At 62.9% G+C, this 25,564-nt stretch carries 22 protein-coding genes, 2 rRNA genes and 1 riboswitch; of the genes, 13 read left to right on the top strand and 11 right to left on the bottom strand.

Features of this window, described 5'->3' with window-relative positions:
• Window positions 1–3,082 (top strand): 23S ribosomal RNA (locus tag VF34_RS04305).
• Window positions 3,083–3,248: 166 nt separating this feature from the next.
• Window positions 3,249–3,365 (top strand): 5S ribosomal RNA (gene rrf / locus VF34_RS04300).
• Window positions 3,366–4,481: 1,116 nt separating this feature from the next.
• Here the strand turns inward: rrf and VF34_RS04290 are convergent.
• Entirely contained in the window at window positions 4,482–4,766 is a 285-nt protein-coding gene (locus tag VF34_RS04290) for a GNAT family N-acetyltransferase (protein ID WP_027497965.1), read from the bottom strand.
• 183 nt (window positions 4,767–4,949) lie between these two features.
• Here VF34_RS04290 and VF34_RS04285 point away from each other — a divergent pair, with 183 nt between their 5' ends.
• On the top strand, window positions 4,950–5,717 hold the full coding sequence (locus VF34_RS04285; protein WP_032365542.1) for a hypothetical protein: 768 nt from the start codon (window positions 4,950–4,952) through the stop codon (window positions 5,715–5,717).
• Between the two features lie 227 nt (window positions 5,718–5,944).
• On the top strand, window positions 5,945–6,265 hold the full coding sequence (locus VF34_RS04280) for a colicin immunity domain-containing protein (protein ID WP_027497963.1): 321 nt from the start codon (window positions 5,945–5,947) through the stop codon (window positions 6,263–6,265).
• 17 nt (window positions 6,266–6,282) lie between these two features.
• Here the strand turns inward: VF34_RS04280 and VF34_RS04275 are convergent, their stop codons facing one another.
• Window positions 6,283–6,645, bottom strand: a complete 363-nt coding sequence (locus tag VF34_RS04275) for a helix-turn-helix domain-containing protein (RefSeq protein WP_032365543.1) — start codon at window positions 6,643–6,645, stop codon at window positions 6,283–6,285.
• Window positions 6,646–6,710: 65 nt separating this feature from the next.
• Here VF34_RS04275 and VF34_RS04270 point away from each other — a divergent pair, with 65 nt between their 5' ends.
• Entirely contained in the window at window positions 6,711–7,367 is a 657-nt protein-coding gene (locus tag VF34_RS04270) for an FMN-dependent NADH-azoreductase (RefSeq protein ID WP_082079136.1), read from the top strand.
• Between the two features lie 20 nt (window positions 7,368–7,387).
• Window positions 7,388–8,650, top strand: coding sequence for an LCP family protein (locus tag VF34_RS04265; protein ID WP_045840915.1), 1,263 nt, complete (start codon window positions 7,388–7,390; stop codon window positions 8,648–8,650).
• A 12-nt stretch (window positions 8,651–8,662) separates the two neighbouring features.
• Here the strand turns inward: VF34_RS04265 and VF34_RS04260 are convergent, their stop codons facing one another.
• The 6 genes from VF34_RS04260 to VF34_RS25175 all read right to left on the bottom strand — a co-directional run bounded on the left by VF34_RS04260 (window position 8,663) and on the right by VF34_RS25175 (window position 14,259).
• On the bottom strand, window positions 8,663–9,400 hold the full coding sequence (locus VF34_RS04260; RefSeq protein ID WP_045840914.1) for an ABC transporter ATP-binding protein: 738 nt from the start codon (window positions 9,398–9,400) through the stop codon (window positions 8,663–8,665).
• The gene (locus VF34_RS04255; RefSeq protein WP_045840913.1) at window positions 9,393–10,229 is read right to left on the bottom strand and encodes an ABC transporter permease; all 837 of its coding nucleotides are present in this window, start codon (window positions 10,227–10,229) and stop codon (window positions 9,393–9,395) included. The genes VF34_RS04260 and VF34_RS04255 overlap by 8 nt, the downstream gene beginning before the upstream one ends.
• Complete coding sequence (locus VF34_RS04250) at window positions 10,207–11,193, bottom strand: ABC transporter substrate-binding protein (RefSeq protein ID WP_045840965.1); 987 nt, start codon at window positions 11,191–11,193, stop codon at window positions 10,207–10,209. The genes VF34_RS04255 and VF34_RS04250 overlap by 23 nt, the downstream gene beginning before the upstream one ends.
• Window positions 11,194–11,216: 23 nt before the next feature.
• Window positions 11,217–11,939 (bottom strand): TenA family protein, encoded by a 723-nt coding sequence (locus tag VF34_RS04245; protein WP_045840912.1) that lies wholly within the window; start codon window positions 11,937–11,939, stop codon window positions 11,217–11,219.
• Window positions 11,933–12,032, bottom strand: a riboswitch (TPP riboswitch). Its footprint overlaps the gene before it by 7 nt.
• A 62-nt stretch (window positions 12,033–12,094) precedes the next feature.
• On the bottom strand, window positions 12,095–13,492 hold the full coding sequence (locus tag VF34_RS04240) for a sugar porter family MFS transporter (protein WP_045840911.1): 1,398 nt from the start codon (window positions 13,490–13,492) through the stop codon (window positions 12,095–12,097).
• 116 nt (window positions 13,493–13,608) lie between these two features.
• Window positions 13,609–14,259, bottom strand: a complete 651-nt coding sequence (locus VF34_RS25175) for a hypothetical protein (RefSeq protein WP_027497955.1) — start codon at window positions 14,257–14,259, stop codon at window positions 13,609–13,611.
• A gap of 101 nt (window positions 14,260–14,360) precedes the next feature.
• On the opposite strand from VF34_RS25175, the gene VF34_RS04230 reads away from it, so the two are divergent.
• The 6 genes from VF34_RS04230 to VF34_RS04205 all read left to right on the top strand — a co-directional run bounded on the left by VF34_RS04230 (window position 14,361) and on the right by VF34_RS04205 (window position 22,427).
• Window positions 14,361–15,926: a carboxylesterase/lipase family protein gene (locus tag VF34_RS04230; protein WP_045840963.1), complete on the top strand. Its 1,566-nt coding sequence runs from the start codon at window positions 14,361–14,363 to the stop codon at window positions 15,924–15,926.
• A gap of 196 nt (window positions 15,927–16,122) precedes the next feature.
• On the top strand, window positions 16,123–17,643 hold the full coding sequence (locus tag VF34_RS04225) for an ATP-dependent DNA ligase (protein ID WP_027497953.1): 1,521 nt from the start codon (window positions 16,123–16,125) through the stop codon (window positions 17,641–17,643).
• A gap of 110 nt (window positions 17,644–17,753) precedes the next feature.
• A complete protein-coding gene (locus VF34_RS04220; RefSeq protein WP_197077429.1) occupies window positions 17,754–18,593 on the top strand; it encodes a nitrilase-related carbon-nitrogen hydrolase in 840 nt (279 codons plus the stop codon).
• Complete coding sequence (hydA, locus tag VF34_RS04215; RefSeq protein ID WP_045840910.1) at window positions 18,593–20,014, top strand: dihydropyrimidinase; 1,422 nt, start codon at window positions 18,593–18,595, stop codon at window positions 20,012–20,014. The genes VF34_RS04220 and hydA overlap by 1 nt, the downstream gene beginning before the upstream one ends.
• A 2-nt stretch (window positions 20,015–20,016) precedes the next feature.
• A complete protein-coding gene (locus VF34_RS04210) occupies window positions 20,017–21,048 on the top strand; it encodes a TIGR03842 family LLM class F420-dependent oxidoreductase (protein WP_045840909.1) in 1,032 nt (343 codons plus the stop codon).
• 74 nt (window positions 21,049–21,122) lie between these two features.
• Complete coding sequence (locus VF34_RS04205) at window positions 21,123–22,427, top strand: aspartate aminotransferase family protein (RefSeq protein WP_045840908.1); 1,305 nt, start codon at window positions 21,123–21,125, stop codon at window positions 22,425–22,427.
• A 103-nt stretch (window positions 22,428–22,530) separates the two neighbouring features.
• Here the strand turns inward: VF34_RS04205 and VF34_RS04200 are convergent, their stop codons facing one another.
• On the bottom strand, window positions 22,531–23,913 hold the full coding sequence (locus VF34_RS04200; protein WP_032368798.1) for an FAD-binding oxidoreductase: 1,383 nt from the start codon (window positions 23,911–23,913) through the stop codon (window positions 22,531–22,533).
• 232 nt (window positions 23,914–24,145) lie between these two features.
• Between VF34_RS04200 and VF34_RS04195 the strand changes: the two genes are divergently transcribed.
• On the top strand, window positions 24,146–24,457 hold the full coding sequence (locus VF34_RS04195; protein ID WP_027497947.1) for a hypothetical protein: 312 nt from the start codon (window positions 24,146–24,148) through the stop codon (window positions 24,455–24,457).
• A gap of 7 nt (window positions 24,458–24,464) precedes the next feature.
• On the opposite strand, the gene VF34_RS04190 is transcribed toward VF34_RS04195, so the two are convergent.
• Both VF34_RS04190 and VF34_RS04185 read right to left on the bottom strand, forming a co-directional pair.
• Complete coding sequence (locus tag VF34_RS04190; protein ID WP_045840907.1) at window positions 24,465–25,109, bottom strand: Type 1 glutamine amidotransferase-like domain-containing protein; 645 nt, start codon at window positions 25,107–25,109, stop codon at window positions 24,465–24,467.
• On the bottom strand, window positions 25,106–25,546 hold the full coding sequence (locus VF34_RS04185) for an HIT family protein (protein WP_045840906.1): 441 nt from the start codon (window positions 25,544–25,546) through the stop codon (window positions 25,106–25,108). The genes VF34_RS04190 and VF34_RS04185 overlap by 4 nt, the downstream gene beginning before the upstream one ends.
• Between the last annotated feature and the right edge of the window lie 18 nt (window positions 25,547–25,564).

Here is a 25,564-nt window from a genome sequence, read left to right as displayed (position 1 = left end):
CGATAAGCCTCGGGGAGCTGTCAACCGAGCTGTGATCCGAGGGTGTCCGAATGGGGAAACCCAGCACGAGTGATGTCGTGTTACCCGCATCTGAATATATAGGGTGTGTGGAGGGAACGTGGGGAAGTGAAACATCTCAGTACCCACAGGAAGAGAAAACAATAGTGATTCCGTGAGTAGTGGCGAGCGAAAGCGGATGAGGCCAAACTTTGTGCGTGTGATACCCGGCAGGGGTTGCGTATGGAGGGTTGTGGGGTTTGCATTGTCGATTCTGCCGGATCGGCCGACAGTGAGAAATTGTGGTGTTAGTCGAAGTGGTCTGGAACGGCCTGTCGTAGAGGGTGAGAGTCCCGTAGACGAAAACATTGCAACTGTCGTTGTGGATACCCAAGTAGCAGCGGGCCCGTGAAATCTGCTGTGAATCTGTCGGGACCACCCGATAAGCCTGAATACTCCCTGGTGACCGATAGCGGACTAGTACCGTGAGGGAAAGGTGAAAAGTACCCCGGGAGGGGAGTGAAATAGTACCTGAAACCGTGCGCTTACAATCCGTCAAAGCCGGTGCATGACTTGTCATGGCTGGTGATGGCGTGCCTTTTGAAGAATGAGCCTGCGAGTTAGTGGCATGTCGCGAGGTTAACCCGTGTGGGGTAGCCGTAGCGAAAGCGAGTCCGAATAGGGCGTATCCACCTTGTGTGGTGTAGTGGCGTGTTCTAGACCCGAAGCGGAGTGATCTACCCATGGCCAGGTTGAAGCGACGGTAAGACGTCGTGGAGGACCGAACCCACTTAGGTTGAAAACTGAGGGGATGAGTTGTGGGTAGGGGTGAAAGGCCAATCAAACTCCGTGATAGCTGGTTCTCCCCGAAATGCATTTAGGTGCAGCGTCACGTGTTTCTCACCGGAGGTAGAGCTACTGGATGGTCTAGGGGGCCTACAAGCTTACCGAAATCAGCCAAACTCCGAATGCCGGTGAGTGAGAGCGTGGCAGTGAGACTGCGGGCGATAAGGTTCGTAGTCGAGAGGGAAACAGCCCAGATCGCCAGCTAAGGTCCCTAAGCGTGTACTAAGTGGAAAAGGATGTGGGGTCGCGAAGACAACCAGGAGGTTGGCTTAGAAGCAGCCACCCTTGAAAGAGTGCGTAATAGCTCACTGGTCAAGTGATCCTGCGCCGACAATGTAGCGGGGCTCAAGTACACCACCGAAGCTGCGGCACTCACACAATAGCCCCATTCAGGTCTGCGGATCTGTGTGCAGGTGTGTGGGTGGGTAGGGGAGCGTCGTGCAGCCATGGAAGCATCGGAGTGATCCAGGTGTGGAGGCTGCGCGAGTGAGAATGCAGGCATGAGTAGCGAAAGACGAGTGAGAAACTCGTCCGCCGAATGACCAAGGGTTCCTGGGCCAGGTTAATCCGCCCAGGGTGAGTCGGGACCTAAGACGAGGCCGACAGGCGTAGCCGATGGACAACGGGTTGATATTCCCGTACCCGTGTAACCGCGCCCATGGTGAATCAGTGACACTAACCACCCTGAATCTCGCTTATCTGGTGCCTTCGGGTACCTAGAAGGCGGGTGGATGCGTGGGACCTGATCTGGTAGTAGCCAAGCGATGGGGTGACGCAGGAAGGTAGCTGGGCCAGTCAGTGGTTGTACTGGTGTAAGCCTGTAGGGCGAACGGTAGGCAAATCCGCCGTTCATCAAGCCTGAGAGGTGATGCGTAGCCGATTGAGGCGAATTCAGTGATCCTATGCTGCCGAGAAAAGCCTCTAGTGAGTTGTTACACGGCCCGTACCCCAAACCGACACAGGTGGTCAGGTAGAGAATACTAAGGCGATCGAGATAACTATGGTTAAGGAACTCGGCAAAATGCCCCCGTAACTTCGGGAGAAGGGGGGCCCCTGCCGGTGATGGAACTTGCTTCCTGAGCTGGTGTGGGCCGCAGAGACCAGTGAGAAGCGACTGTTTACTAAAAACACAGGTCCGTGCGAAGTCGTAAGACGATGTATACGGACTGACGCCTGCCCGGTGCTGGAAGGTTAAGAGGACCGGTTAGCCAGTAATGGCGAAGCTGAGAATTTAAGCCCCAGTAAACGGCGGTGGTAACTATAACCATCCTAAGGTAGCGAAATTCCTTGTCGGGTAAGTTCCGACCTGCACGAATGGCGTAACGACTTCTCAGCTGTCTCAACCATAGACTCGGCGAAATTGCATTACGAGTAAAGATGCTCGTTACGCGCGGCAGGACGAAAAGACCCCGGGACCTTCACTACAGCTTGGTATTGGTGTTCGGTTCGGTTTGTGTAGGATAGGTGGGAGACTGTGAAGCGGTGACGCCAGTTACTGTGGAGTCGTTGTTGAAATACCACTCTGATCGTATTGGATACCTCAACCTCGGACCATGATCTGGTTCAGGGACAGTGCCTGGTGGGTAGTTTAACTGGGGCGGTTGCCTCCTAAAATGTAACGGAGGCGCCCAAAGGTTCCCTCAGCCTGGTTGGCAATCAGGTGTCGAGTGCAAGTGCACAAGGGAGCTTGACTGTGAGACTGACAAGTCGAGCAGGGACGAAAGTCGGGACTAGTGATCCGGCACCGGCAAGTGGAAGCGGTGTCGCTCAACGGATAAAAGGTACCCCGGGGATAACAGGCTGATCTTCCCCAAGAGTCCATATCGACGGGATGGTTTGGCACCTCGATGTCGGCTCGTCGCATCCTGGGGCTGGAGTAGGTCCCAAGGGTTGGGCTGTTCGCCCATTAAAGCGGCACGCGAGCTGGGTTTAGAACGTCGTGAGACAGTTCGGTCTCTATCCGCCGCGCGCGTAAGAAACTTGAGGAAGGCTGTCCCTAGTACGAGAGGACCGGGACGGACGAACCTCTGGTGTGCCAGTTGTTCCACCAGGAGCACCGCTGGTTGGCTACGTTCGGAAGGGATAACCGCTGAAAGCATCTAAGCGGGAAGCCTGTTCCAAGATGAGGTTTCTCACCCCCTCGAGGGGGTAAGGCCCCCGGCAGACCACCGGGTTGATAGGCCAGAACTGGAAGTACAGCAATGTATGCAGGTGACTGGTACTAATAGGCCGAGGACTTACCACAAAGAAGCTACGCGTCCACTGTGCAATATCTGAAACAACACACGAGTAGTTGTTCAGCAAGCACAATCGAATACAGGTCCAAGAACGAAACACCGACCCCGACAATAATGTGGGGGATGTGTTCTCCGACTGAGACCGCTCGTGACACTGTTTCGCAGAGTTACGGCGGCCATAGCGGAGGGGAAACGCCCGGTCCCATTCCGAACCCGGAAGCTAAGCCCTCCAGCGCCGATGGTACTGCACTCGACAGGGTGTGGGAGAGTAGGACACCGCCGAACACAACGTGAAACAAACAACCCCCGACCATCACGGTCGGGGGTTGTTTGCATTCGAAACCAACACCAACACAACAGAATTCACCGCTCTCGTCGAACTGAACGCGCAGGCATCGACACCTGCACCCCCAGTCCCATTATCGCCATACGGACCCTCCGGCCCCCTCGCCTCAGGGCCGCGAACGCGCGCGCACTCGCCGGACGCGAGCAGAACAGTGACACCAGACTGCACGCACCCGACAAACGCGCGCGCATTCGCCTAGCACCTGAGGTGCCTGCACCACGTCGCCTCCGACAGTGCCGGACGCTCACGCGCAACACCCACCCCCCCGTCGCATACGCGAGCGCATCGCACAGACAAAGGGGATCGGTGATCCCCAGCCGTGTCGGCCGCTGAGACGCCACCCCACCCCGTTCGCACACGCGAGCGCGTTCGCCACACGCGAGCAGAACAGCGACACCGGAACGCGCGTACCTGACAAACGCGCGCGCGTTTGCGTACACCGGGAAGGTCTACCGGCCGATCGAATCGAAGTAGTTGGGCCGCACTCCACCACTCGTTCGCGTGCGCCCCTGGAACGCCCAGCTGCACAACAATTCTCGAGCGCCGAATTTAATCAGTGGAGTTCGATGCCTCGGCAGTGCATGATCGTCGTACGGGTACATCGCATCGATCGTGGAGGTGGACAATGGCAGCAAATTTCGAGCTCGCAGGCCGGGGCGTCGTCTACACGCGATCCGCGGCTATTGCCGATCACGCTCTCTGAGTAGAGCTTTCGCGGATCGAGGCCGATGAGCCTCGACAACGACGCGTCGACTATTTTGCGCCGCACGGCTGTGCTCCGTGTGAGGCGTCCATTCTTTCTGTAGGAGAACAGATGTACTACGAACATGTCTTGAGTGAACATCGACAACGGGTTGCCCGGGGTGTCGAGAACTACGAACGGCGTCGCGTAGCAGCCGAGCGGGCTGCGGAAAGTGTTGCGGCACAAGAACGAATCGAACCCGTTCAGGAATCGGTCGGGAAAACCACCGGGAACGACGAGGGAACACCCGGAAACGGTGACAGTTCTGAATCCGGTATCGGGTCCGGATTCGTCTCGGTAAATCGCTGACCGGTCATCGTTTGACCAGATGTGAATATCGATCGCCGGCTGCGTCGATGAAGTCGCGCACGAACCAGCACGCAGGGACCACTTGGAGGCCCTGCGTGCTGGTGTCGTCGAGGGCGTATTCGGTGAGCGCGGCGGCCAGCCCTCGGCCGCGGAACCGAGGCAGTGTCACGGTGTGGTGGAAGGTTCGGACGCCGTTCGACTCGAAGTACTCGGAGTACCCGGCCGGCTCGGAGTCGACGTGAATCTCGAATCGGTGGGCAGCGGTGTCATGGGTGATCGTCACCGGCATTGCGGTACCTCCTGGCAGTGTTCGATGTCTCCACGGTAACCGGCAGCCGAACGGCGATCGTTCGGTAGTTACTCGAGCACGCATCGACGCAGTAGGCTGAGGGAAACCGAGTCGTGCGAGCGCCACCCGTCGCAACACCTCTCTTCATAAGTACGGGGCGCTCGAGGCTTAAGGCGGCAAACCGTGGAAGACACATCCGACCGGGGAATCAAGGCTTTCATCAGAACCGTCGCGCAGCGCGGTGGACGCGCGGAGCGTCTGACCACCTCGCGTCGCAATCCCGTTCAGGTCTGGTCGATGGACGGTAAGTCCTCGTGCATCGTGCGGGTGCGATCGAAGGTGACGGGCGACTGGAAGGCCCGCAGACAGGACGAGTCGCTCGAGAGCGACGACACGGGGTCGTCGTACTGGGTGTTCGTGGACCTGGCAACCGAGGAACCGCGTTTCTACATGGTGTCCTCCGAGGAGATGGCGTCGGATATTCGCGGTGAAGTGGATCTGTGGGTGCAGGATTCGCCGCTACGGACGCGAACCGGGCATCACGCCATTGCAGTCGACAGGGTGGCTCACGGCAGTGAGCGCTGGGAACTGCTGGGACTGAGCGCCACCCTGGACACGTCCGTCGACGTCGGACCCGAGCAGACGTGGGTTCGCACGCCCAGGGTCAAAGCAACGCGGAAGTCCAAGGTCGTCGTCGAAGAGGAAGTGATCGACAACCGGGTACGGGTGGTGGCCGATTGCGAGGGATACCGGCTCAGCGGGCGATTCGACCCGCACACTCAGCGCCTGGAAATCACGGCCGGGCCGATGGAGGGTCGACGCTTCGACAACCCGTCCGTCGCCGCCAGTGCCGTCGCCACGCACATCAGCGGAGATGTCGAGGAGCGGGACGGCTGGCAGTTCTGGCAGTTGGACACTCCCGATCGCGCCCCCCTCGGTTCCTTTCAGTAAGAACTAGCAGGTGAACGCGGTGATCTTGTGAGCTTTCACCAACTTCGCGCAACGTGCGGAAACCGTCGAAGTGTCTGATTAACCTGGCGCTTGTACGACGAGCTCCCTGTTTCAATCGCTGGGTCGAATCGATGCTCGAGAGTTCGTCTGTGCAGGTTTCGGGTCTCAGCGAGCTCGACGGTCGACAGTGCGAGGGGTGCTGTCGACCGTGGGGAGAGGTATTCACCATGGAGCAGTCATACCGAGCGGCATCCGCTCATTCGTCCCGCTTCCTTTTTCTCATCGCACAGTTCGTCGATCGGAGAATTCCGGCGGAGTTCTTCTCGACGCAGTTTCGAGAACTCCAGAACACGCGGGTGACGTACCTCGATGCAGAGGTGTCGTCGGTGATCGGGATGCTGTCGGTCGACGTCGGGGCGTATCTGGGAGACGTCGACCTTCGCGGCGTGGACTACATCGATGCGGAACAGCTGTGGCGTGCAGCCGGCCACGCGTTTCGTGACCTCATGACATTGCAGTCCGAGCAGTTCGAGCGCGAGGCCGGCTGATCGGCCACCGCAGCCCGTCAGCGAAATCGATCACGGTGTCGCAGAAGGTCTTCCAGCCGGAAGCGTCGGTGGGTGCCACGCATTTCGATCGGTAGGTCTCCGGCGTCGGCCAAACGCCGGACGTAGGTGTCGGAGACACCGAGTACCTCTGCCGCTTGCGAGGTCGTCAGCAGTTCTTCGACGGTTCCGATGGCCACAGCCCTGGCGGTGGCCAGCTGGGTGAGCAGTTCGAGCACCGCAGCGCGCGCGGAGTCGTCCAGGTCCACCGACACTCCGCCGAGACGGACATCGACGTCCGTGTCCGTGTTCTCGTGCAGTGCCGTCGTGATTCGTGCGGCGGAGCGCGAACTCAGCGCGCGGGTGACGAATCGGAAGTCCATCCGACCAGGATAGGAGCGTCCGGTTCGCCTAGGCTCGGGACACCCACCATCCGAGGAGTGTTTCAGTGCCGCAGTTGTTGCACCTGGATTCGTCTGCCGACCTGTCCCGTTCGATCAGCCGTCGGGTGACAGCCCACTTCTCGGACGCGTGGCACAGCATCGGAACCGATCATTCGGTGATTCGCCGTGATCTGCACGTCAATGCATTGCCACATCTGCCGACCTCGGCACTGCATTGGGCGCCGCACCTGCGGACTGCCGACGAGACCGTGGACGCGGCAGCCGAGGCTCTTCAAGTCGAGCTGGTCGAGGAACTGATCTCCGCGGACGTCGTACTGATCGGTGCGCCGATGTACAACTGGTCGATCCCGTCGACGCTGAAGGCGTGGATCGACTACGTGCACGTTCCCGGCATCACGGTGCCGTTCGACGGCGATACAGCACCACTCGTCGGCAAGCCTGCGGTTGTGGTCACCAGTCGGGGGAACGAGTACACCCCGGGCTCGGAGGCAGCGTCGATCGACCACACCACGGGGCAGCTGCGGCAGGTTCTCGGCGCTGCACTGGGCATGGACGTGCATTTCGTCCCGATCGACCTGACCCTTGCCGAGCGGGTTGCCGGTCTGACACCGAAGATTCCGCAGGCTCGGGCCAGCCTCGACGCGGCATTCTCGGCCGTCGACGAGCTCGCGCGGCGTCTGGGCATGATCTCGCCCGTGTGAGAGCCGAGTAGCCTGTCAGGGTGCAACCGAACGGCCCTGGTAGCGGCATCGAACGTGGACCAGGACGCCACCGGTTGGCGCGTCCGTCCGGCGACCACGCTGTTGCGCTGCGGATCGGCCGGGTGCTCGTCGCGACGGCGGCGGTGGCGTCCGTCGCAGTCAGTGGCGTCGGATTCGCGGTGTACCGGGAGGCAACCACCGGACTGACCACCTCCGATGCGCTCGACGGTATCGCGAACAACGATCCGGATGTCAACGGTGCCGACACCAACATTCTGCTGATCGGGCTCGACAGTCGTAAGGACATGGACGGCAACGATCTGCCGGCCGCGTTCGTCACCGACACCCTGCATGCCGGTGACAGCGACGTCGGGGGATACAACACCAATACGCTTCTGCTGGTGCATCTTCCGGCCGGCGGTGGACGAGCGACAGCGCTGTCGATACCGCGCGACGACTACGTCGACGTTCCCGGGTACGGCAAGCGCAAGATCAAGGAGGCCTACGGGCTCGCCAAGGCCGATGCCGACACCCAATTGCTCGACGAGGGTGTCACCGACGCGGCCGAGCGTGAGCGTCGAGCACGCGAGGCGGGGCGCCGCTCGACACTGACGGCCGTTCGCGATCTCCTCGATGTGCCGATCGATCATTTCGCCGAAGTCAATCTTCTGGGGTTCTACGACGTGGCGACGGCAGTCGGCCCGATCCAGGTCTGCCTGAACAACCCGGTGCACGATACGTACTCGGGTGCGGACTTCCCTGCGGGTGCGCAGGAATTGAGCGCGACTCAGGCGTTGTCCTTCGTGCGTCAACGGCACGGACTCGACAACGGTGACCTCGACAGAACCAAGCGGCAGCAGGCGTTCGTGGCCGGGGTGATGGCCAAGCTCAGCGCATCCGGCGTGCTGGCGAACATCAGCGAATTGCGTGCGCTGATCGCGGGTACCAAGAACGACATCGTCATCGACGCGGGCCTCGACCCGATCGGCCTTGCCGGGGGAGCCGGTGCCGTCATGAAGGGTGATATCGACTTCTACACGCTGCCGATCACGGGCTACGACACCGTCGACGGTCAGGACGTCAATCTCGTCGACGTCGACGCCATCAGAGCGGAGGCGGCGCGATTGATCGGTCCTGCGCAACCGACGCCCGCAGCCCTCGATCCGACGTCGGATCCGGCACCACCACCGCTCGAGGTAGCCGTACCCGAGCCGTCCCAGGATCTACCCGCCGCCCCGGATCAGGGTGTGCACAGCAACGGCGGCATCCCCTGCGTCGACTGATCCCTGCATCGGTCAATGGTTCGGCGAGCTCGACAGAACATCCATCAACTGCTTCTCGACGGCGGCGAACTGTGGCGTCGTCACGATCTCGAGCTCCCGGGGTCGAGGCAGCGGTACGTCGACCTGCCGTCGAACGTGGGCGGGTCGTGGCGAGAGGACCACCACCCGATCGGACAGGTAGACCGCCTCGCGGATGTCGTGGGTGATCATCAGCACCGTCCACCTGAACTCCGACCAGACCTGCTGCAGCCAGGCCTGCATGTCACTACGGGTCAACGAGTCCAGTGCCCCGAAGGGCTCGTCCAACAGCAACACCGACCGTCCCTGCACCACGGTGCGCAGCAGTGCTGCTCGCTGCCGCATGCCACCGGACAGTTCGGACGGGCGTGCGGATTCGTACCCGTCGAGACCGAACACCGGGAACAACTCGCGTGCCCGAGCTCGTGCCTCCTTCTTGGCGACGCCTTGTACTTCGAGGCCGAGCGAGGTGTTGTCGAGCACCGATCGCCACGGGAACAACAGGTCCTTCTGCGGCATGTACGCGCACGGCGGGACTCGGACCGAGCCCGAATCGGGTGTATCGAGGCCGGCGAGCATGTTGAACACCGTGCTCTTGCCCGACCCGCTCGGACCGATGATCGACACGAATTCACCGGGCCGGACTCCGAACGACACGTCGTCGAGTACCGGTTTTCCGCCGAACGATTTTCTCAGAGCCGAGATGTCGATGCTGTGCTCGAGTTCAGACATTGTGCCCCGCCGACCCCTGACGTGCCCACGGGGCGACGACGCGTTCGACCACGAACGTCGAGACGAACAGGAGCACGCTGATCACCGCGGTGACGGCAACGGCTGCAAGTACCAAATCGGTACGGAACGAATTCTTCTGCTGACTCATGTAGATACCGAGTCCTGCGGTGGCTCCTGCGTATTCGGCAAAGATCGCACCGACGACGGCGTAGGTGATGCCGATGCGAAGCGAGGTGAAGAATCGAGGAAGTGCCGACGGCAGCCGTACGTAGCGGAACTGCTGCCAGCGGCCGGCCCCCATGGTGGCCAGGAGGGCTCGCGCGTCGCGATCTGCGGCGGCGAACCCCTCGATGAGCCCGATGGCCATGGGAAAGAACGTCGCCAGTGCGATCACGAGAATCTTCGGTAACAGTCCGAACCCGAACCAGATGATGAGCAGCGGTGCGATGGCGATGATCGGCAGTGTCTGCGAGACGACGAACAAGGGTACGAACGCACGGCGCAGCCACGGCGAGAAGTCCACGGCAATGGCGAGCAGCCAGGCCAGCACGAGAGAGACCGCGAACCCGACGAGTGTCACCTGCAGTGTCGCTGCGGCATTCTCGGCAATCGCCTCGCGTTGGGCCCAGCCCTGCGTGAGAACGCGGCCGGGGGAGGGCAGTACCTGTGGCCTGATGCCGCTGACCTCGACGTAGATCTGCCACACCGCGATCGACAGGACGACGACGGTCACCGCGGGCCATGCCCACCGCAACGAAGCTCGGATACCGCTGAGCGAGAACGTATCTCGCTCGGCGGTCACCGGCTCATCGATCGCCGAGGTAGTCATCGGTGAAATAGGTGGACCAGTCCGGTTCGGCGCTCAGCGGTGCACCGTTCTGATCGGTGAGTACCCCGCTGTCGTAGAGAAACTTCGAGTACGCGGTCCACGTGTCGATGCTCTGTCGTCCGACCTCGCCCGCGGAATCCTTCATGTACTTCTCTGCGAGCATCTTCTGACTCTCGAACACCAACGATTCGTCGGTGAACGTACCGGGATTGGCGTCGATCAGATCCTGAGCCGCCCTGTCCGGATCGTCCGCTGCGAGTTGGTAGCCGCGCTGCAGCGCCTGCACGAACTTCTTCGCCTCGTCCGGATGCGCAGCCAGCCACGGCTCGTTCCCGCTGATGGTGATGGCGTAGGCGTCGGGGAACCCGTAATCGGTGTAATCGAAGTACTTCATCGGCGTTCCGCTGTGCTCTGCCTCGATGCCCTCCCACGCGAGGTAGGACACGGTGAAGTCGGCAGTGCCGGAGTACACCGCCTCGTAGGCAGATGTGCCGAGCACAACGGTCTCGTATTCGCCTGTGCCACCGTCGTTCTCGATGACCTGCCGGAGCCCGGCCTGCTCGCCGGATTCACCGAAACCGGCGTAGACCTTGCCGTCGAGTGCGCGTGGGCTCGCGATGTCGTCCCGATCCGCACGCACTCCGATACCGGTGGCCCAGTGCTGCAGTGGTGCGAGGACGGACACGGTCCGGGCGCCTGCCGATCTCGCGAAGACCGTCGAACTCTGGGTGCTGATACCGAACTCGGCGTTGCCTGCATCGACGAGCGTGTCCGCGGCGGTGTTGTTGTACGGCAGTACTTCCACATCGAGCCCGGCGTCGGCGAAGTAGCCCTCCTGAAGGGCGACGTAGAGGCCGGTGTGATTGGTGTTGGGAGTCCAGTCGAGGGCGAAACGGATGGTGTCGGAATCCGTCGACTGCGAGCAGCCGGCCATCACCGTGGTTGCGAGGACTGTCGCCACCATCACCGTGAGCAATCGAGACGTTCTCATGCGTGCACCGCGCTCTCGGTCGATGGCCACGGAGTGGGGTGTAATGCGCTGTTCCAGAACATCAATTCGTACCTCGACGCGACGACGAAGGCGTCGATCATCTGCTCACGCTGCAGTTCCGTCGCAGAGTCGGCCGCGTCGTCGACGAAGCCCTTGGCGGCATCGACGATGGCATGGAATTCGGGTGCGTCGTAGTTGGCCACCCACTGTGCGTAGGGATGACCGGGATCGCGTGCGAGCACGGCTTTCGCCGCTCCGGCGAGCGAGCGGCCGACGTCGGCGTAGATCCAGAAGCACGGCAGAACAGCTGCCGCCGCAACGGGATACGGCTCGGTCGCGGCGACGGCCGTCAGGTAGGAGGTGTAGCCGAGGCATGCCGGTGAAGGCGTCGGCGTCTCGGCGGAGGGCGGGAGAACGTCTCCGGTGAGCATGGCCTCGTGCGAGGCGGCCTCGTCCATCGCACTCGCTGCAGCGCCGGCCCAGAAGGCTCCGGCCACCGGTGTCGGCGCGTGCGCTGCCAGCAGGGACAGCGACTTCACGTAGCCACCGAGATACAGCGAATCCTGTTCCAGATATCGACGGAACGCGTCGAGTGGAAGGGTTCCCGCACCGAGTAGGCAGAGAAATTCGAGATCGTCGATCGCGCGTCTGATGTGCGCGGATGCGTCCCAGAGTCGATCGGTGAAGCGGACCGGGTCCGCAGATACAACAGGCGTCATCGCCTTGACATCCCTTCGTCAGTATTACCTGCATCAGGTTCGGCGGGTTTGATCTCAGCATCCGCATCGGCGGACACACCCCGTGTCAGAACGTCAGTGACAGTAACACCGGTCACGATGTGCCGGTGTTACTGCCCCTTCACCTCGGCCTGGGTCTAGCCCAGCATGTCCTCGAGCTCCATGCCCTTGGTCTCACGGATGTTGGACTTGACGAAGAGGAACGACAGCGCAGCGAAGAGCGCGAAGCCGGCGTAGATGACCCACAATCCGACGGACGACGTCAGTGGTGGGAAGGCAAGCGTGACAGCGAAGTTGGCGATCCAATTCGCAGCCGTACCGATACCCAGAGCCATGGCGCGCATCCGGTTGGGGAACATCTCGCCGAGCATGACCCACATGATCGGTCCCCAGGTCGATGCGAAAAAGATGACGAACAGATTCGCCCCGACCAACGCGATCGCACCCCACGGCGACGGCAGACTGACCTCGTCGCCGCTGCCGGTCGCCTGCGAGAAGGCGACGGATGCCATGACGAGTCCGACGAACATTCCGATGGACCCCGCCATCAGCAGCTTGCGCCTGCCGATGCGATCGACGAACAGAATCGCCACGAACGTCATGGCCACGTTGATGACCGAGGTGATGACCGAGGTGGTGAACGACTGGTCCTCGGTGAACCCGACCGACCGCCACAGCGTCGTCGAGTAGTAGAAGATCGCATTGATGCCGACCAGCTGTTGCAGGACGGCCATCGTGATGCCCACCCAGACGATTGGCTGCAGACCGAACTTGGGGCCACGGATGTCGGCGAACGACGATCGGGCCTCCTTGCGCAGCGTCAGCCTGATCTCGTGCACTCGCTCGTCGGGATGCAGCTCGCCGGTGATGTTCGCCAGAACCGCGGCGGCTTCCTCGTCCAGATGCTGACCCACCAGGTAGCGGGGTGACTCCGGGATCAGGGTGGCCAGGATTCCGTAGACCAGAGCGGGGACCACACCGACGAGGAACATCCAGCGCCACGCCTCGACACCGAACCACAGGTCGTTGGAGGCTCCGTCGGCCGCACCCGCGAGAAGGGCGTCGGACAGTAGGGCAGCGAAGATACCGATGGTGATCGCCAATTGCTGCAGCGAGGCCAGCGCGCCACGCCATTTGGCGGGCGCGATTTCGGCGATGTAGGCCGGTGCGATGACCGACGCGATGCCGATGCCGAGACCGCCGAGCACACGCCAGAGCATGAGATCGGGAACGCTGAACGCGAGCCCGGAGCCGACCGAGGAAATGACGAACAGGGCCGAGCCGAGCAGCATCACCTTCTTGCGGCCCCAGCGATCGGCGAGGCTACCGGCGAACCAGGCACCGATCGCGCAGCCGATCAGGGCGATCGCAACCACGAAGCCGGTGGTGAACGAGCCGAGAGAGAAGTGGTCTTCGATCGAATCGACAGCTCCGTTGATGACCGAACTGTCGAAGCCGAACAGGAAGCCGCCTACAGCGGCGGCGACGCTGACGCCGATGACCTTCGCTGTGTGACGGTCCGAGGTCTGATTCATGTGTGATGCACCTTCTGGCCGCGCGCGGGCGCCGGCCGCTGGGGAGACCGTACGGCAGGGATTGTCGTACCGTCCTGGGACATTACGCCTGGTCTTTCGCCGCGCGAACGACGCCGTCAGCGAAGGTCGAAATCGTCGTCCGAGACGGTGAATCCGTGGCCGACCTGATCGGTGCAGGTGACTCCGGTCTGCTCGTCGACGCTGCATCGAAGCCCGTTGGTGGATCCGCTACCCGCGACGGTGAGTTCTTCGCCGTACGGGAGTGCCGCCGCGGGTCCGTCGAATCGGTGGAACTTGGGATCGCCCAGGCTCTCGAACTTCGCGGGGGAGCCGGCGATGATCTGCACGGAATTGGGTTTCACCCGGTCGGAGGATGCACTGTCGGTCACCTCGGGGGCCGAGTCGGGCAGCGAGCCGTGGCAACCGGCGATCGACGTCTCTTGTACGGCTATACCGCACTCGAACTTGCCGCTGGGGCTCGTGAAGTAGTACCAGCCCGGAGCCTTGCCCGCGTACTGTGTCGGGTTCGCTTGCTGCGCAACGGCACTCGGCGTGGTCTTCGTGGTGCTGGACGGTGTCGTGGAGGACGGCGTGGAAGGCACACTGCTCGACGGCAGGCCACGGTCGGTGGTCGGAACCGCGGTGATCGGCTGGGGGCGGTCGGTGATGACCGTCGCCATGGGTCCGTCACCTCCGCCGCCCGAACCGCAGGCAGACAACAGGCACACTCCGACGACCGCCGCCAGGGCGGATCCAATTCTCTTCATGACTCGTTCCTCGGTTCGATGGGAGCGCTGCCGGGGGTTTCGAGCGGGCCGGCGTCGGGGATGGAGTTGGTACGTTGAGCAACGACCCGAAGGGAGGTGCGATGGACGACACCACGTCCGACTCCACCGTGCGTGTGAGCACGCCGTACGGCGACGTTCTCGGCTACCCGGTTGCGGCCGACGCATCGCCGACCGTCGCCTGGAGGGGTATTCCGTACGCGACGCCGCCGGTGGGTGAGTTGCGGTTTCGAGCACCGCGTCCCATGCAGCCGTGGAACGGCGTGCTCGACGGTCTGCACTTCGGTGCGATGGCACCGCAGGGCCGCGACAGCCCGGTCCCGATCGATCCGTCGTTGTCGATCTCCGAGGATTGCCTGTCGCTCAACGTGTGGGCACCACGGCCGGACGGCGAACTGCGTCCGGTGCTGGTGTGGATCCACGGCGGCGCGTATTCGCTCGGTTCGTCCGCGCAACAGGTGTACGACGGGCGACATCTGAGCGAGAACGGCGACGTGGTCGTGGTCTCGATCAACTTTCGTCTCGGCGCATTCGGCTTTCTCGATCTGTCGTCCTTCTCCACCGACGAGCACGTCTTCGAGACCAATCTCGGCTTGCGCGACCAGATTGCGGCGCTGCACTGGGTCCGGGAGTGCATCTCCGCCTTCGGTGGGGACCCCGACGAGATCACCGTCTTCGGCGAGTCCTCCGGGGGCGCGTCGGTCACCACTCTGATGACCTCGCCCAAGGCCGAGGGGCTCTTCCATCGAGCGATCGTGCAAAGTGCCCCGGCCACGTCCGTGTACGGTCCCGAACGCGGCGCTGCGGTGGCCGCCCGGTTCCTCGAGCTCGTGGGGGTCGACCGCGAGGACGTCGGCGAGTTGCTCGAGATGCACTTCAGCAGACTGGTCACCGCGGGGGACACTCTCTGCTACGAGATTCCGACCACAGTGCCTGGGACACTGGGACTTTCGCCCGTCGTCGACGGAGACATCGTGCCCCGCTATCCGGTCGCGGCCTTCCAGAAAGGTCTGTCGCACAGAATTCCGTTGATCATCGGCACCAACCACGACGAGCCCTCGATCTTCCGGTTCATGAAGTCCCCGTTGATGCCGATCACGTCCGACACCGTCTCGGAGATGTTCAAGGCCATCGCGCACGATCACGCGGACATGCCCGCCTCGCGCATCGCGGAGATCATGGCCGCCTACCCGGACAGGAACAAACCCGCTGGGGCGCAGGCGATCTCGCGTGATGCAGGCTTCGTCATGCCGAGTCTGTGGATCGCCGACGGGCACAGTAGACATTCGCCGACCTGGATGTACCGTTTCGATCACGCGACGCCGATGCTCAAGGCCGCGCGAGTAGGGGCCGGCCACGCGACCGAACTGCCGTACGTGTTCGGCAATTTCGGAACTCTCAACCGAGATCCCACCTTCTGGCTGGGGGGTCGCAAACCGGCGATGGCGGTGTCGGCCCGGATGCAGCGGCGGTGGCTGGCCTTCGCGCGGTACGGAGTACCGGCCGCGCTGGACGCGTCCAAGCACTGGGCCCCGTACACCGAGAAGAATCGATGGACTCTGGTGATCGATACGTCCGACACTCTCGTCGACGATCCCGACGGAGACATGCGCGCTGCCTGGGGCGACCGGGTGGTGGGATTCAGCTGACCCGTCGCCGGCCCGCCGCCGGGTCGTTCCGCAGGCTTCACTCCTGCTCGGGACGTCACAGGCATGCATCGAACGTAACAGCAAGAACACCGGCCGCTGGAGTCACAGCGGTAACAATCGAATGTCAGGCAGGAGTGGAGCCTGCGGAATGACCCGGTTGGGTAGGCCAGTCGGTGGGTGCGGTTATGTTCGATGAGTGCTGATGTCCAGGATTGTCGAAACCTCTCGGGCCGTGGCCGCGACGCGTTCGCGCAAGGTCAAGATCGAGGAGCTCGGTGCTGTGCTGTCCGAGGCACAGGCGGGTGACATCGAACCGGCGGTGTCGTGGTTGTCGGGCGAATTGCCACAGGGACGGATCGGGGTCGGCTGGCGCACACTCGCAGATCTGGATGTCCCGTCCGCATCGGAGTCGACGCTGACCGTTGCCGAGGTGGACGAGAAGTTGTCCGAGGTGGCGGCGACGTCGGGCGCTGGTTCGGCTGCGCGACGTTCTGCCCTGCTGCTGGACTTGTTCTCGCGGACCACTGCCGACGAGCGTGCGTTCGTCATCAGGTTGGTCACGGGCGAGCTGAGGCAAGGTGCGCTCGAGGGCATCATGGTCGACGCTGTCGCCGCTGCCACAGCTCTGCCGCAGGCGTCGGTGCGGCGCGCGTTCATGCTGTCCGGTCGATTGTCTGCCACTGCCGTCGCCGCCATGACCGGTGGTGTCGAGGCATTGAACGCCTTTCGACTCGAAGTCGGTCGGCCGGTTCGCCCGATGCTGGCGTCGCCGGCGGAGTCTCTTCGGGGTGCCTGGGAGCAGCTGGCGGGGGATGTGACGGTCGAGTACAAGCTGGACGGTGCCCGAATTCAGGTGCATCGCTCGGGATCCGACGTGAGCATCTACACCCGCACCCTGCGCGATATCACCGCCGGTGTGCCCGAGCTGGTGGAACTGGTCCGTGCACTTCCCTGCGAGTCGGTGGTCCTCGATGGCGAAACACTCGCACTGGACGACAGTGGCAGGCCGCGTCCGTTCCAGGAGACGATGAGCCGGTTCGGTGCCGAGAGCGCACACGAATTGCTGCTGCAGCCCTACTTCTTCGACTGTCTGCATCTCGACGGCGTCGATCTGCTCGACGCTCCACTCGAAGAGCGTCTCGCAGCGCTCGACAAGGTGGCGCCGGGACATCGCATTCCGAGTGCCGTACGGCCCGACGCCGACGGGGCGGCTGCCCACTTCGATGCTGCGCTCGATGCCGGGCACGAGGGAGTCATGCTCAAGGCCCTGAGCGCCCCGTATGCGGCAGGCCGGCGCGGAAAGAGTTGGCAGAAGGTCAAACCCGAACACACTCTCGATCTCGTTGTTCTCGGCGCGGAGTGGGGATACGGCCGACGGACGGGCTTTCTGTCCAACCTGCATCTGGGGGCCCGCGATCCCGACGGCGGTGAACCGATCATGGTCGGCAAGACGTTCAAAGGCCTGACCGATGTGCTGCTGCAGTGGCAGACGGAGGAATTCCCGAAGCACGAACGCGAGCGAGATCAGCACACCGTGTACCTGCGGCCCGAGTTGATAGTCGAAATCGAACTCGACGGAGTGCAGGTCAGCTCGCGCTATCCGGGCGGGGTGGCGCTGCGTTTCGCCCGAGTGTTGCGATACCGACCGGACAAGAACCTTGCCACCGCAGACACCATCGATGCCGTCCGCGCGTTGTTGCCCAACTCGAACTCGTGAGTTCGCCGAGAACTGTGCACGATTAATACATACGAAACCGGACGAACGATCCCGTAACACGGCGCAAAATACCTTGAGGGTGCAAGCCAGCGAGAGATGGAGTGCCGATGATGTCCACAGTTCGAGCTGCGTTGGTCCAGAGCACGTGGACCGGTGACAAAGAATCGATGATCGAGGCACACGAGGGGTTCGCTCGGTCAGCCGCCGAGCAGGGCGCGAAAGTTGTCTGCTTTCAGGAGCTTTTCTACGGTCCGTACTTCTGCCAGCTTCAGGATGCGAAATTCTACGAGTACGCCGAATCCGTACCGGGCCCAACGGTCGACCGGTTCGCGGCGTTGGCGAAAGAGCTCGGGATCGTCATGATCCTGCCCGTCTACGAGCAGGAACAGCCCGGGTTGCTGTACAACACCGCTGCTGTGGTCGACGCAGACGGCACGTATCTCGGTAAATACCGCAAGCATCACATTCCCCACGTCAACGGATTCTGGGAGAAGTTCTATTTCCGTCCCGGCAACCTGGGGTGGCCGGTGTTCGATACCGCCGTCGGCCGTATCGGCGTCTACATCTGTTACGACCGGCATTTTCCCGAAGGCTGGCGTGCTCTCGGACTTGCCGGTGCCGAGATCGTCTTCAATCCCTCGGCAACCTCACGAGGTCTGTCGAATTATCTGTGGAAACTCGAGCAACCGGCCTCGGCCGTCGCGAACGAGTACTACGTGGGTGCGATCAACCGCGTCGGAATCGAATCCGAGTACGGCGACGACGATTTCTACGGCACCAGCTATTTCGTGGACCCCGAGGGCAAATTCGTCGGCGAGGTGGCGTCGGATTCGGAGTCCGAGATCGTCGTTCGGGACCTGGACATGGACCTGATCAAAGTAGTTCGTGACCGATGGGCGTTCTACCGTGACCGCAGACCCGACGCCTACGGCCCGCTGGTGCAACCCTGATGGCCACCACCTTCGTGCACGGCGGCACTGTCATATCCACCACCGGCGCACAGGAACTGGATGTGCTCATCGACGGTGAGACCATCGTCGCAGTGCTGGCACCCGGCTCGGTGTCCTTGGCCGCAGATCTGACGACATCGGCGGACGTCGTCATCGATGCCACCGGGAAGTACGTGATTCCGGGCGGCGTGGACGGACACACGCACATGGAGATGCCGTTCGGGGGCACGTTCGCCTCCGATACCTTCGAAACCGGAACTCGCGCAGCGGCGTGGGGTGGTACGACGACCATCGTGGATTTCGCCATCCAGACTCCCGGCCAACGCGTCCAGGACACTCTGGCGCAGTGGCACGACAAGGCCGCCGGTCGGTGCGCTATCGATTACGGGTTTCATCAGATCATCGGCGACGTCACCGATGATTCGCTGAAAGCCATGAGCGAGTTGGTCTCCGAGGGTGTCACCAGTTTCAAACTCTTCATGGCGTACCCGGGGGTCTTCTACTCCGACGACGGCAAGATCCTGCGAGCCATGCAGTCGGCGGCGGAAACGGGTGCGCTGTTGATGATGCACGCGGAGAACGGGATTGCCATCGATGTCCTCGTGGCCCAGTCCATCGCACGCGGCGACACGGCCCCGTACTTCCACGGGACATCGCGTCCGTGGCAGCTGGAGGAAGAGGCGACGCATCGAGCGATCATGCTGGCCGACGTCACCGGAGCGCCGCTGTACGTCGTGCACGTATCGGCAAAGCAGGCTCTCGAACAGATCGCGCAGGCTCGGGGCAACGGGCAGAACGTGTTTGCCGAGACGTGTCCGCAGTACCTCTATCTCTCGCTCGAAGAACAACTCGGTGCACCCGGCTTCGAGGGGGCCAAATGGGTCTGCTCGACGCCCCTGCGGTCGCGAGCCGAGGGCCATCAGGACGAATTGTGGCGCTACCTGCGCACCGGTGACGTGGCAACCGTCAGTACCGACCACTGCCCGTTCTGCATGAAGGACCAGAAAGAAATGGGAATCAGCGATTTCTCCAAGATTCCCAACGGAATCGGTTCGGTGGAACATCGCATCGACTTGATGTTCCAGGGGGTCAAGAGCGGCAAGATCACCCTCGAGAAGTGGGTCGACGTCTGTTGCACCACCCCGGCCCGGATGTTCGGTATGTATCCGAGAAAGGGCGTCATCAGCCCGGGAGCAGATGCCGACATCGTGATCTACGACCCGAACGGGCACACCAGCATCGGGGTCGAGAAGACCCACCACATGAACATGGACTATTCGGCGTACGAGGGTTTCGAGATCGACGGGCACGTGGACACCGTGATGTCTCGCGGGCGCGTCATCGTCGACAGTGGATCCTATTCCGGCACTGCGGGACACGGCCGCTTCGTTCGGCGCGACCTGTCACAGAATCTGATCTGAGCATGGACATCGGGGTGGTGCTGCAGTGCAATCCGCCGGCGTCGCGGGTGATCGATCTGGCCAGACAGGCCGAGACACATGGGTTTTCGCACGTATGGACGTTCGATTCGCATCTGCTGTGGCAGGAACCGTACGTCATCTACAGTCAGATTCTGGCCGCGACCAGGCGTGTGACCGTGGGTCCGATGGTCACCAATCCGGCTACCCGCGATTGGACCGTGACGGCGTCGACGTTCGCGACACTCAACGACATGTTCGGCAATCGAACCGTCTGCGGTATCGGTCGGGGTGATTCCGCGGTCCGCGCTCTCGGAGGTAAGCCGACAACGCTTGCCTCGCTTAGAGACTCGATCGAGGTGATCCGAAATCTGGCCAACGGGCGCAGCGCCCGGGTGGGTGAGACGACGGTGCAGTTTCCGTGGGCGGAACACTCGACGCTGGAGGTGTGGGTCGCGGCGTACGGACCGAAAGCCCTCGAGCTCACCGGGCAGGTAGCGGACGGATTCATTCTGCAATTGGCAGATCCGGATATCGCTGCGTGGACGATCGGCCGAGTGCGTGCTGCCGCCGAGCAGGCGGGCCGAGATCCGGATTCGATCTCGATCTGCGTGGCAGCTCCCGCCTACGTCACCGACGGTACCGAGGCCGGTCTCGAACATGCCCGCGACCAATGTCGTTGGTTCGGTGGGATGGTCGGCAATCACGTCGCCGATATCGTCGCACGCTACGGCGGTGACGGCGGCGGTGTTCCGCAGGCACTCACCGACTACATCGCGGCGCGCAAAGGGTACGACTACAACGAGCACGGTCGAGCCGGAAACTCGCACGCAGAATTCGTTCCGGACGAGGTGATCGACAGGTTCTGTCTGCTCGGTACCCCGGCCGATCACGTCGCCAAGCTGAAGGAGCTCGAGGCACTCGGCGTCGATCAGTTCTCGGTCTACCTCCAGCACGATGCCAAAGCGGCGACGCTCGAAGCGTACGGAGAAAGCATCATTCCGCAGATTCGCACATCTGTTACGGCTACGTCGTGACGGGCGACGGGACTGTTGCCGTCGGCCAGTCGTACGCTCCGGTGAGTGTCACACCGAAGAAAGGCGGCAAGTAGATGGATCACGTGTTCTACTCCTGGTCGGCGCAGGCCGAACTGAACCCGATCACGGTCGAGGGTGCCGAGGGGTCGTGGTTCTGGGACGACAAGGGCAATCGGTACCTGGACTTCTCGTCCCAGCTGGTCAACGTCAATCTCGGGCATCAACACCCCGACGTGGTGGCCGCCATCGTCGAACAGGCCCAGGTGCTGACGACCATCTCGCCGACCGTGGCCAACAACAAGCGCAGTGAACTCGCAGCTCTGATCGCCGAGCGGGCACCGGGCGATCTCGACCGAGTGTTCTTCACGACGGGTGGTGCCGAAGCCGTCGAGCATGCGGTGCGGCTGGCACGCCAGCACACCGGGCGCACGAAGATGCTGGCGGCGTATCGCTCGTACCACGGCGGCACCGGCGTCGCGATCGGTCTCACCGGCGAGCCGCGGCGATGGGGAACCGAGCCGACCAACGTCGACGTCGTACGCTTCTTCGGACCGTACCCGTACCGGTCACCCTGGGGGACAACGACTCCCGAGGACGAGACGGCCGCAGCACTGGCACACCTCGAACAGGTCATCGTGCTCGAAGGTGCCCAGAACATCGCCGGATTGATCCTCGAATCGGTCATCGGCACCAACGGTGTGCTGATCCCGCCGCCCGGCTACCTGGCCGGCGTTCGGGCGCTGTGCGACAAGTACGGGATCGTCTACATCGCCGACGAAGTGATGGTCGGTTTCGGGCGAATCGGCGAATGGTTCGCGTGCCAGGCCTGGGATGTGACACCGGATCTGATCACCTTCGCCAAGGGCGTCAACTCCGGATACGTGCCCCTCGGCGGGGTCGTGATCTCGGAGAAGATCGCCTCGCAGTTCGACCACACGCCGTATCCGGGCGGCTTGACCTACTCCGGTCACGTCCTCGGGTGTGCCGCGGGCGTCGCATCCATCGGGGTGTTCGAGCGCGACAAGATCCTTCCTCACGTGCGTCACGTCGGCGAGGACGTACTCGGTGCGGGCCTGTCCAAGCTGGCCGAATCGCATCCGAGCGTCGGTGAGGTGCGCGGCAAGGGATTCTTCTGGGCCGTCGAGCTGGTCAAGGACGGCACGACGCGGGAGCCGCTGGTGCCCTTCGCCGCGTCTGGCAAGGATGCGGCGGCGATGGGCAGCGTGACCGCCGCGGCGAAGTCACGGGGTCTGTGGCCCTTCGTCGCAGGCAACCGTCTGCAGATCGCACCGCCACTGACGACGACCGAGGACGAGATTCGTCAGGGACTGGAAATCCTCGACGAGGTATTGACGGTGGCGGACGGGTTCACCGTCTGACTCGGGGTCGTGCGCGGAAACTCGCCCCAGACTACGAGGCAGGAGTGGAGCCTGCGGAACGACCCGAAAACACTGCACGCACGTGCGGCGTCAGCCGCTCTGATCAGAGCACAGCACCGGGGTTGAGGATTCCGGCCGGATCGAGAGCGGTCTTGATTCGCCGGGTCAGTTCCATGACGTCTTCGCCGACTTGATCGGGTAGCCAGGCCTTCTTGAGTCGACCGACGCCGTGTTCCCCGGTGATGGTGCCGCCCAACGAAATTGCCAGATCCATGATGGCTCCGAATGCGACGTTGGCCCGGCGAGTCATGTCGGCGTCCTCGGGGTCGAACACGATGAGCGGGTGGGTGTTGCCGTCGCCCGCGTGCGCGATGACGGCGACCAGCACGTCGTACTTCTTCGACAGTTCGGCGATCCCGTCGACGAGAGCCGGGAGGGCAGGCAGCGGAACACCGACATCCTCGAGCAGCAGGCTGCCGAGTCGTTCGACCGCCGGAATGGCGAATCGACGTGCGGCAGCGAAGGCCTCACCCTCGTCGGGGTCGTCGGTGGTGAAGACATCCGAGGCACCGGCCTCGGTGCATGCTGCGGCCATGATGTCGATCTCTCGCCCTCGATCGGCACCGGGGGAGTCGGACCGAGCGATGAGCATCGCAGCTGCCTCGCGGTCGAGTCCCATGTTCATGGCATCTTCGACGGCACCGATGGACGCACGGTCCATGAACTCGAGCATCGACGGCCGCAAGGTACGGGTGATGGCCAGAATGGCAGTCGTCGCATCGTGCACGGAGGCGAACGAGGCAACCACGGTGCTGGCCGGAGGTTGGGCCGGGATCAATCGAAGAGTGATCTCGGTGATGATGCCCAGGGTGCCCTCGGATCCCACGAAGAGCTTCGCAAGGGACAGTCCGGCAACATCTTTCAGGCGTGGTCCGCCGAGTCGGACGGCAGTCCCGTCGGCGAGGACGACCTCGAGTCCGAGAACGTAATCGGTGGTGACGCCGTACTTCACGCAGCACAGCCCGCCGGCATTGGTGGCCGCATTGCCGCCGATGGAGCACATCTCGAACGACGACGGATCCGGTGGGTACCACAGACCGTGTTCGGCGACTGCCTTCTTGACTTCGGCGTTGAGCAGTCCGGGTTGTACGACGGCTATGCGGGTTACCGGGTCGACGGTGATCTCGCGCATCAGCTCGGTGGTGAGCACTATCCCGCCGTCGACGGCCGTGGCACCACCGGACAGGCCCGAGCCGGCCCCACGCGGGACGACCGCCACCGCGTGTTCGGTGGCCCACCGCATGACGGCTCTGACGTCGTCGGTGGACTGCGCGCGGACCACGGCCAATGGGGTACCCGCGTCGGGGTCCTTGGCCCAGTCGCGTCGGTATCCCTCGGTGATGTCGGGGTCGGTGACCACGGCACCGGCGGGAAGCAGCGCTTCGAGCTCGCTCAGGTGGGCATCTGCATCGGTAGTCACCGACATCCGGTTCTCCTCACGTCGTACATGTGACCGTCGCCACTCGAGTCTGTCACGACTCGCAGTGGGGCGTGAACGAGGACGACTCCGAGAATGTCCGAGTCACATCAGTAACACCAGCCTCAGGCGTTACCAGATCGATGCGTCGTCGACACGCAATGTTGTAGTTCGCAGCGCTAGCGTCCAGCGCAGCGCATCTCGCACCCCATTCGGTGCGGGTCGACAAGGAGGCTGCACGATGATCGATCCCGGAAGTGACTCCTGGAACTATGTGGCGGCGATGTTCTCGTACGAATTCCTTGGGGGCGGAGTCGAATACGACACCATCGAGCGCATTCACCGCGGCGAGGTCGACGAGTGGGTGCACGCGTTGCTGAAATCCGGGATGTTCGAGAGCGCGACCGTCGCGGCCATCGCCGACTCGTGGCGTGCAGCACCCCGTCGACTGTTCGACATGCTCGTCCTCGATGCCGACGAAATGACTGCTCGCCGTTGCTCTCTCGCGTGGTCGTCTCTCGACCGGCTCGCGCCGCTCGCTCGCCTGGGCTGATCACGGATCACGCACCCAGAATTGTCGTCCCGGAGTCGTCGACCACGATTGCCTGACTGTCGGTCAGTCCGTGAGTTTCGATTCCCTCGCGTCGCAGACGGCGCAGCGTCGCCCACCCCGAATCCTTCTCGTCCAGCACGGAATCGAGATGCGGGACGACGGAGAAGTCGACGAGACCGAGCCCGCTCCACATCGGATCGATGCCTGCGACCGGCCGTACCTCGTTCGGGTCGTCGGAATCCTCGACCCCGGCCAGCGACGGCGCAGCGACGCACGCTCCCGCGCTGTACCCGCCGTAGGCGATGGTGTCGGCCCGAACGCGCCCGCGGATGACCTCGTCCGCACCGGAACGAGCCATCTGAGCGCGCAATACGAACGTGTTGCCACCGCGGACCCAGACTGCGTCGAACGCTGCCAGGGCGCGCTCGAATGCGGCCGGTCTCCCGGCGAAATCGCGCAGATCCAACTCCGACGGCCGGTATCCCAAGGCGCGTAAGGGCCCGAACTCGCTGCGGAGCGAGGATTCGCGGGCGGCGGCGGGCCAGGCATCGGCCGCATTGGCGATGACCGCGAGGTCGGCGGGCGGGCCGGTGAGGCGGGCGAACTCGTCGGAATGGCCGCCGAATCGATACGAAGACAAGAACAACCTCACGAGGTCTGCTCCCCGGCGACCCTGGCCATTCCGGATCGAATTGCCTCGGCCACCCGTTCGGGTTCACGCAGGCGACGGGTGACGAACCCCGCCGCGAACTTCAGTCGGTCGCGGTCCCAGCGCGGCACCACGTGCAGATGCAGGTGAAAGACGGTCTGGAATGCGGCGACGCCGTCGTTGATCACCAGGTTTGCACCGTCGGCGCGGAGGTCGGACTCGCGCACTGCGCGCGCCAGCGTGTGCCCGACGCGGAAAACCTCGGCAGCTGTGTCCGGTCCGGTGGAGGTCAGGTCTGCGGAATGCTCGCGCGGAACCACCAGAACATGGCCCCTGCTGATCGGTCGAATATCGAGAAAGGCGACGGCGTGCTCGTTCTCGAACACGCGGTGGGCGGGTGCGTCGCCGGCGACGATGGCACAGAAGATGCAAGATTCCACGATTGTCACTGTAAGGTC

Origin of the sequence: Rhodococcus sp. PML026 (assembly GCF_000963615.1) — a bacterium.
GTDB classification, from domain to species: domain Bacteria; phylum Actinomycetota; class Actinomycetes; order Mycobacteriales; family Mycobacteriaceae; genus Rhodococcoides; species Rhodococcoides fascians.
Note: the sequence above shows the minus strand (reverse complement) of the source record. Positions and strands in the feature narration are given on the sequence as shown.

Excerpts from the sequence above, each read along its gene's own strand:
- VF34_RS04290 (WP_027497965.1), bottom strand. The coding sequence starts at position 4,766 with ATGCCGGTGACGATCACCCATGACACCGCTGCCCACCGATTCGAGATT.
- VF34_RS04205 (WP_045840908.1), top strand. The coding sequence starts at position 21,123 with ATGGATCACGTGTTCTACTCCTGGTCGGCGCAGGCCGAACTGAACCCG.
- VF34_RS04245 (WP_045840912.1), bottom strand. The coding sequence starts at position 11,939 with ATGACGCCTGTTGTATCTGCGGACCCGGTCCGCTTCACCGATCGACTC.
- VF34_RS04280 (WP_027497963.1), top strand. The coding sequence starts at position 5,945 with ATGGAGCAGTCATACCGAGCGGCATCCGCTCATTCGTCCCGCTTCCTT.
- VF34_RS04275 (WP_032365543.1), bottom strand. The coding sequence starts at position 6,645 with ATGGACTTCCGATTCGTCACCCGCGCGCTGAGTTCGCGCTCCGCCGCA.
- VF34_RS04240 (WP_045840911.1), bottom strand. The coding sequence starts at position 13,492 with ATGAATCAGACCTCGGACCGTCACACAGCGAAGGTCATCGGCGTCAGC.
- VF34_RS25175 (WP_027497955.1), bottom strand. The coding sequence starts at position 14,259 with ATGAAGAGAATTGGATCCGCCCTGGCGGCGGTCGTCGGAGTGTGCCTG.
- VF34_RS04230 (WP_045840963.1), top strand. The coding sequence starts at position 14,361 with ATGGACGACACCACGTCCGACTCCACCGTGCGTGTGAGCACGCCGTAC.
- VF34_RS04250 (WP_045840965.1), bottom strand. The coding sequence starts at position 11,193 with ATGGTGGCGACAGTCCTCGCAACCACGGTGATGGCCGGCTGCTCGCAG.
- VF34_RS04255 (WP_045840913.1), bottom strand. The coding sequence starts at position 10,229 with ATGACTACCTCGGCGATCGATGAGCCGGTGACCGCCGAGCGAGATACG.
- VF34_RS04260 (WP_045840914.1), bottom strand. The coding sequence starts at position 9,400 with ATGTCTGAACTCGAGCACAGCATCGACATCTCGGCTCTGAGAAAATCG.
- VF34_RS04195 (WP_027497947.1), top strand. The coding sequence starts at position 24,146 with ATGATCGATCCCGGAAGTGACTCCTGGAACTATGTGGCGGCGATGTTC.
- VF34_RS04210 (WP_045840909.1), top strand. The coding sequence starts at position 20,017 with ATGGACATCGGGGTGGTGCTGCAGTGCAATCCGCCGGCGTCGCGGGTG.
- VF34_RS04200 (WP_032368798.1), bottom strand. The coding sequence starts at position 23,913 with ATGTCGGTGACTACCGATGCAGATGCCCACCTGAGCGAGCTCGAAGCG.
- hydA (WP_045840910.1), top strand. The coding sequence starts at position 18,593 with ATGGCCACCACCTTCGTGCACGGCGGCACTGTCATATCCACCACCGGC.
- VF34_RS04220 (WP_197077429.1), top strand. The coding sequence starts at position 17,754 with ATGTCCACAGTTCGAGCTGCGTTGGTCCAGAGCACGTGGACCGGTGAC.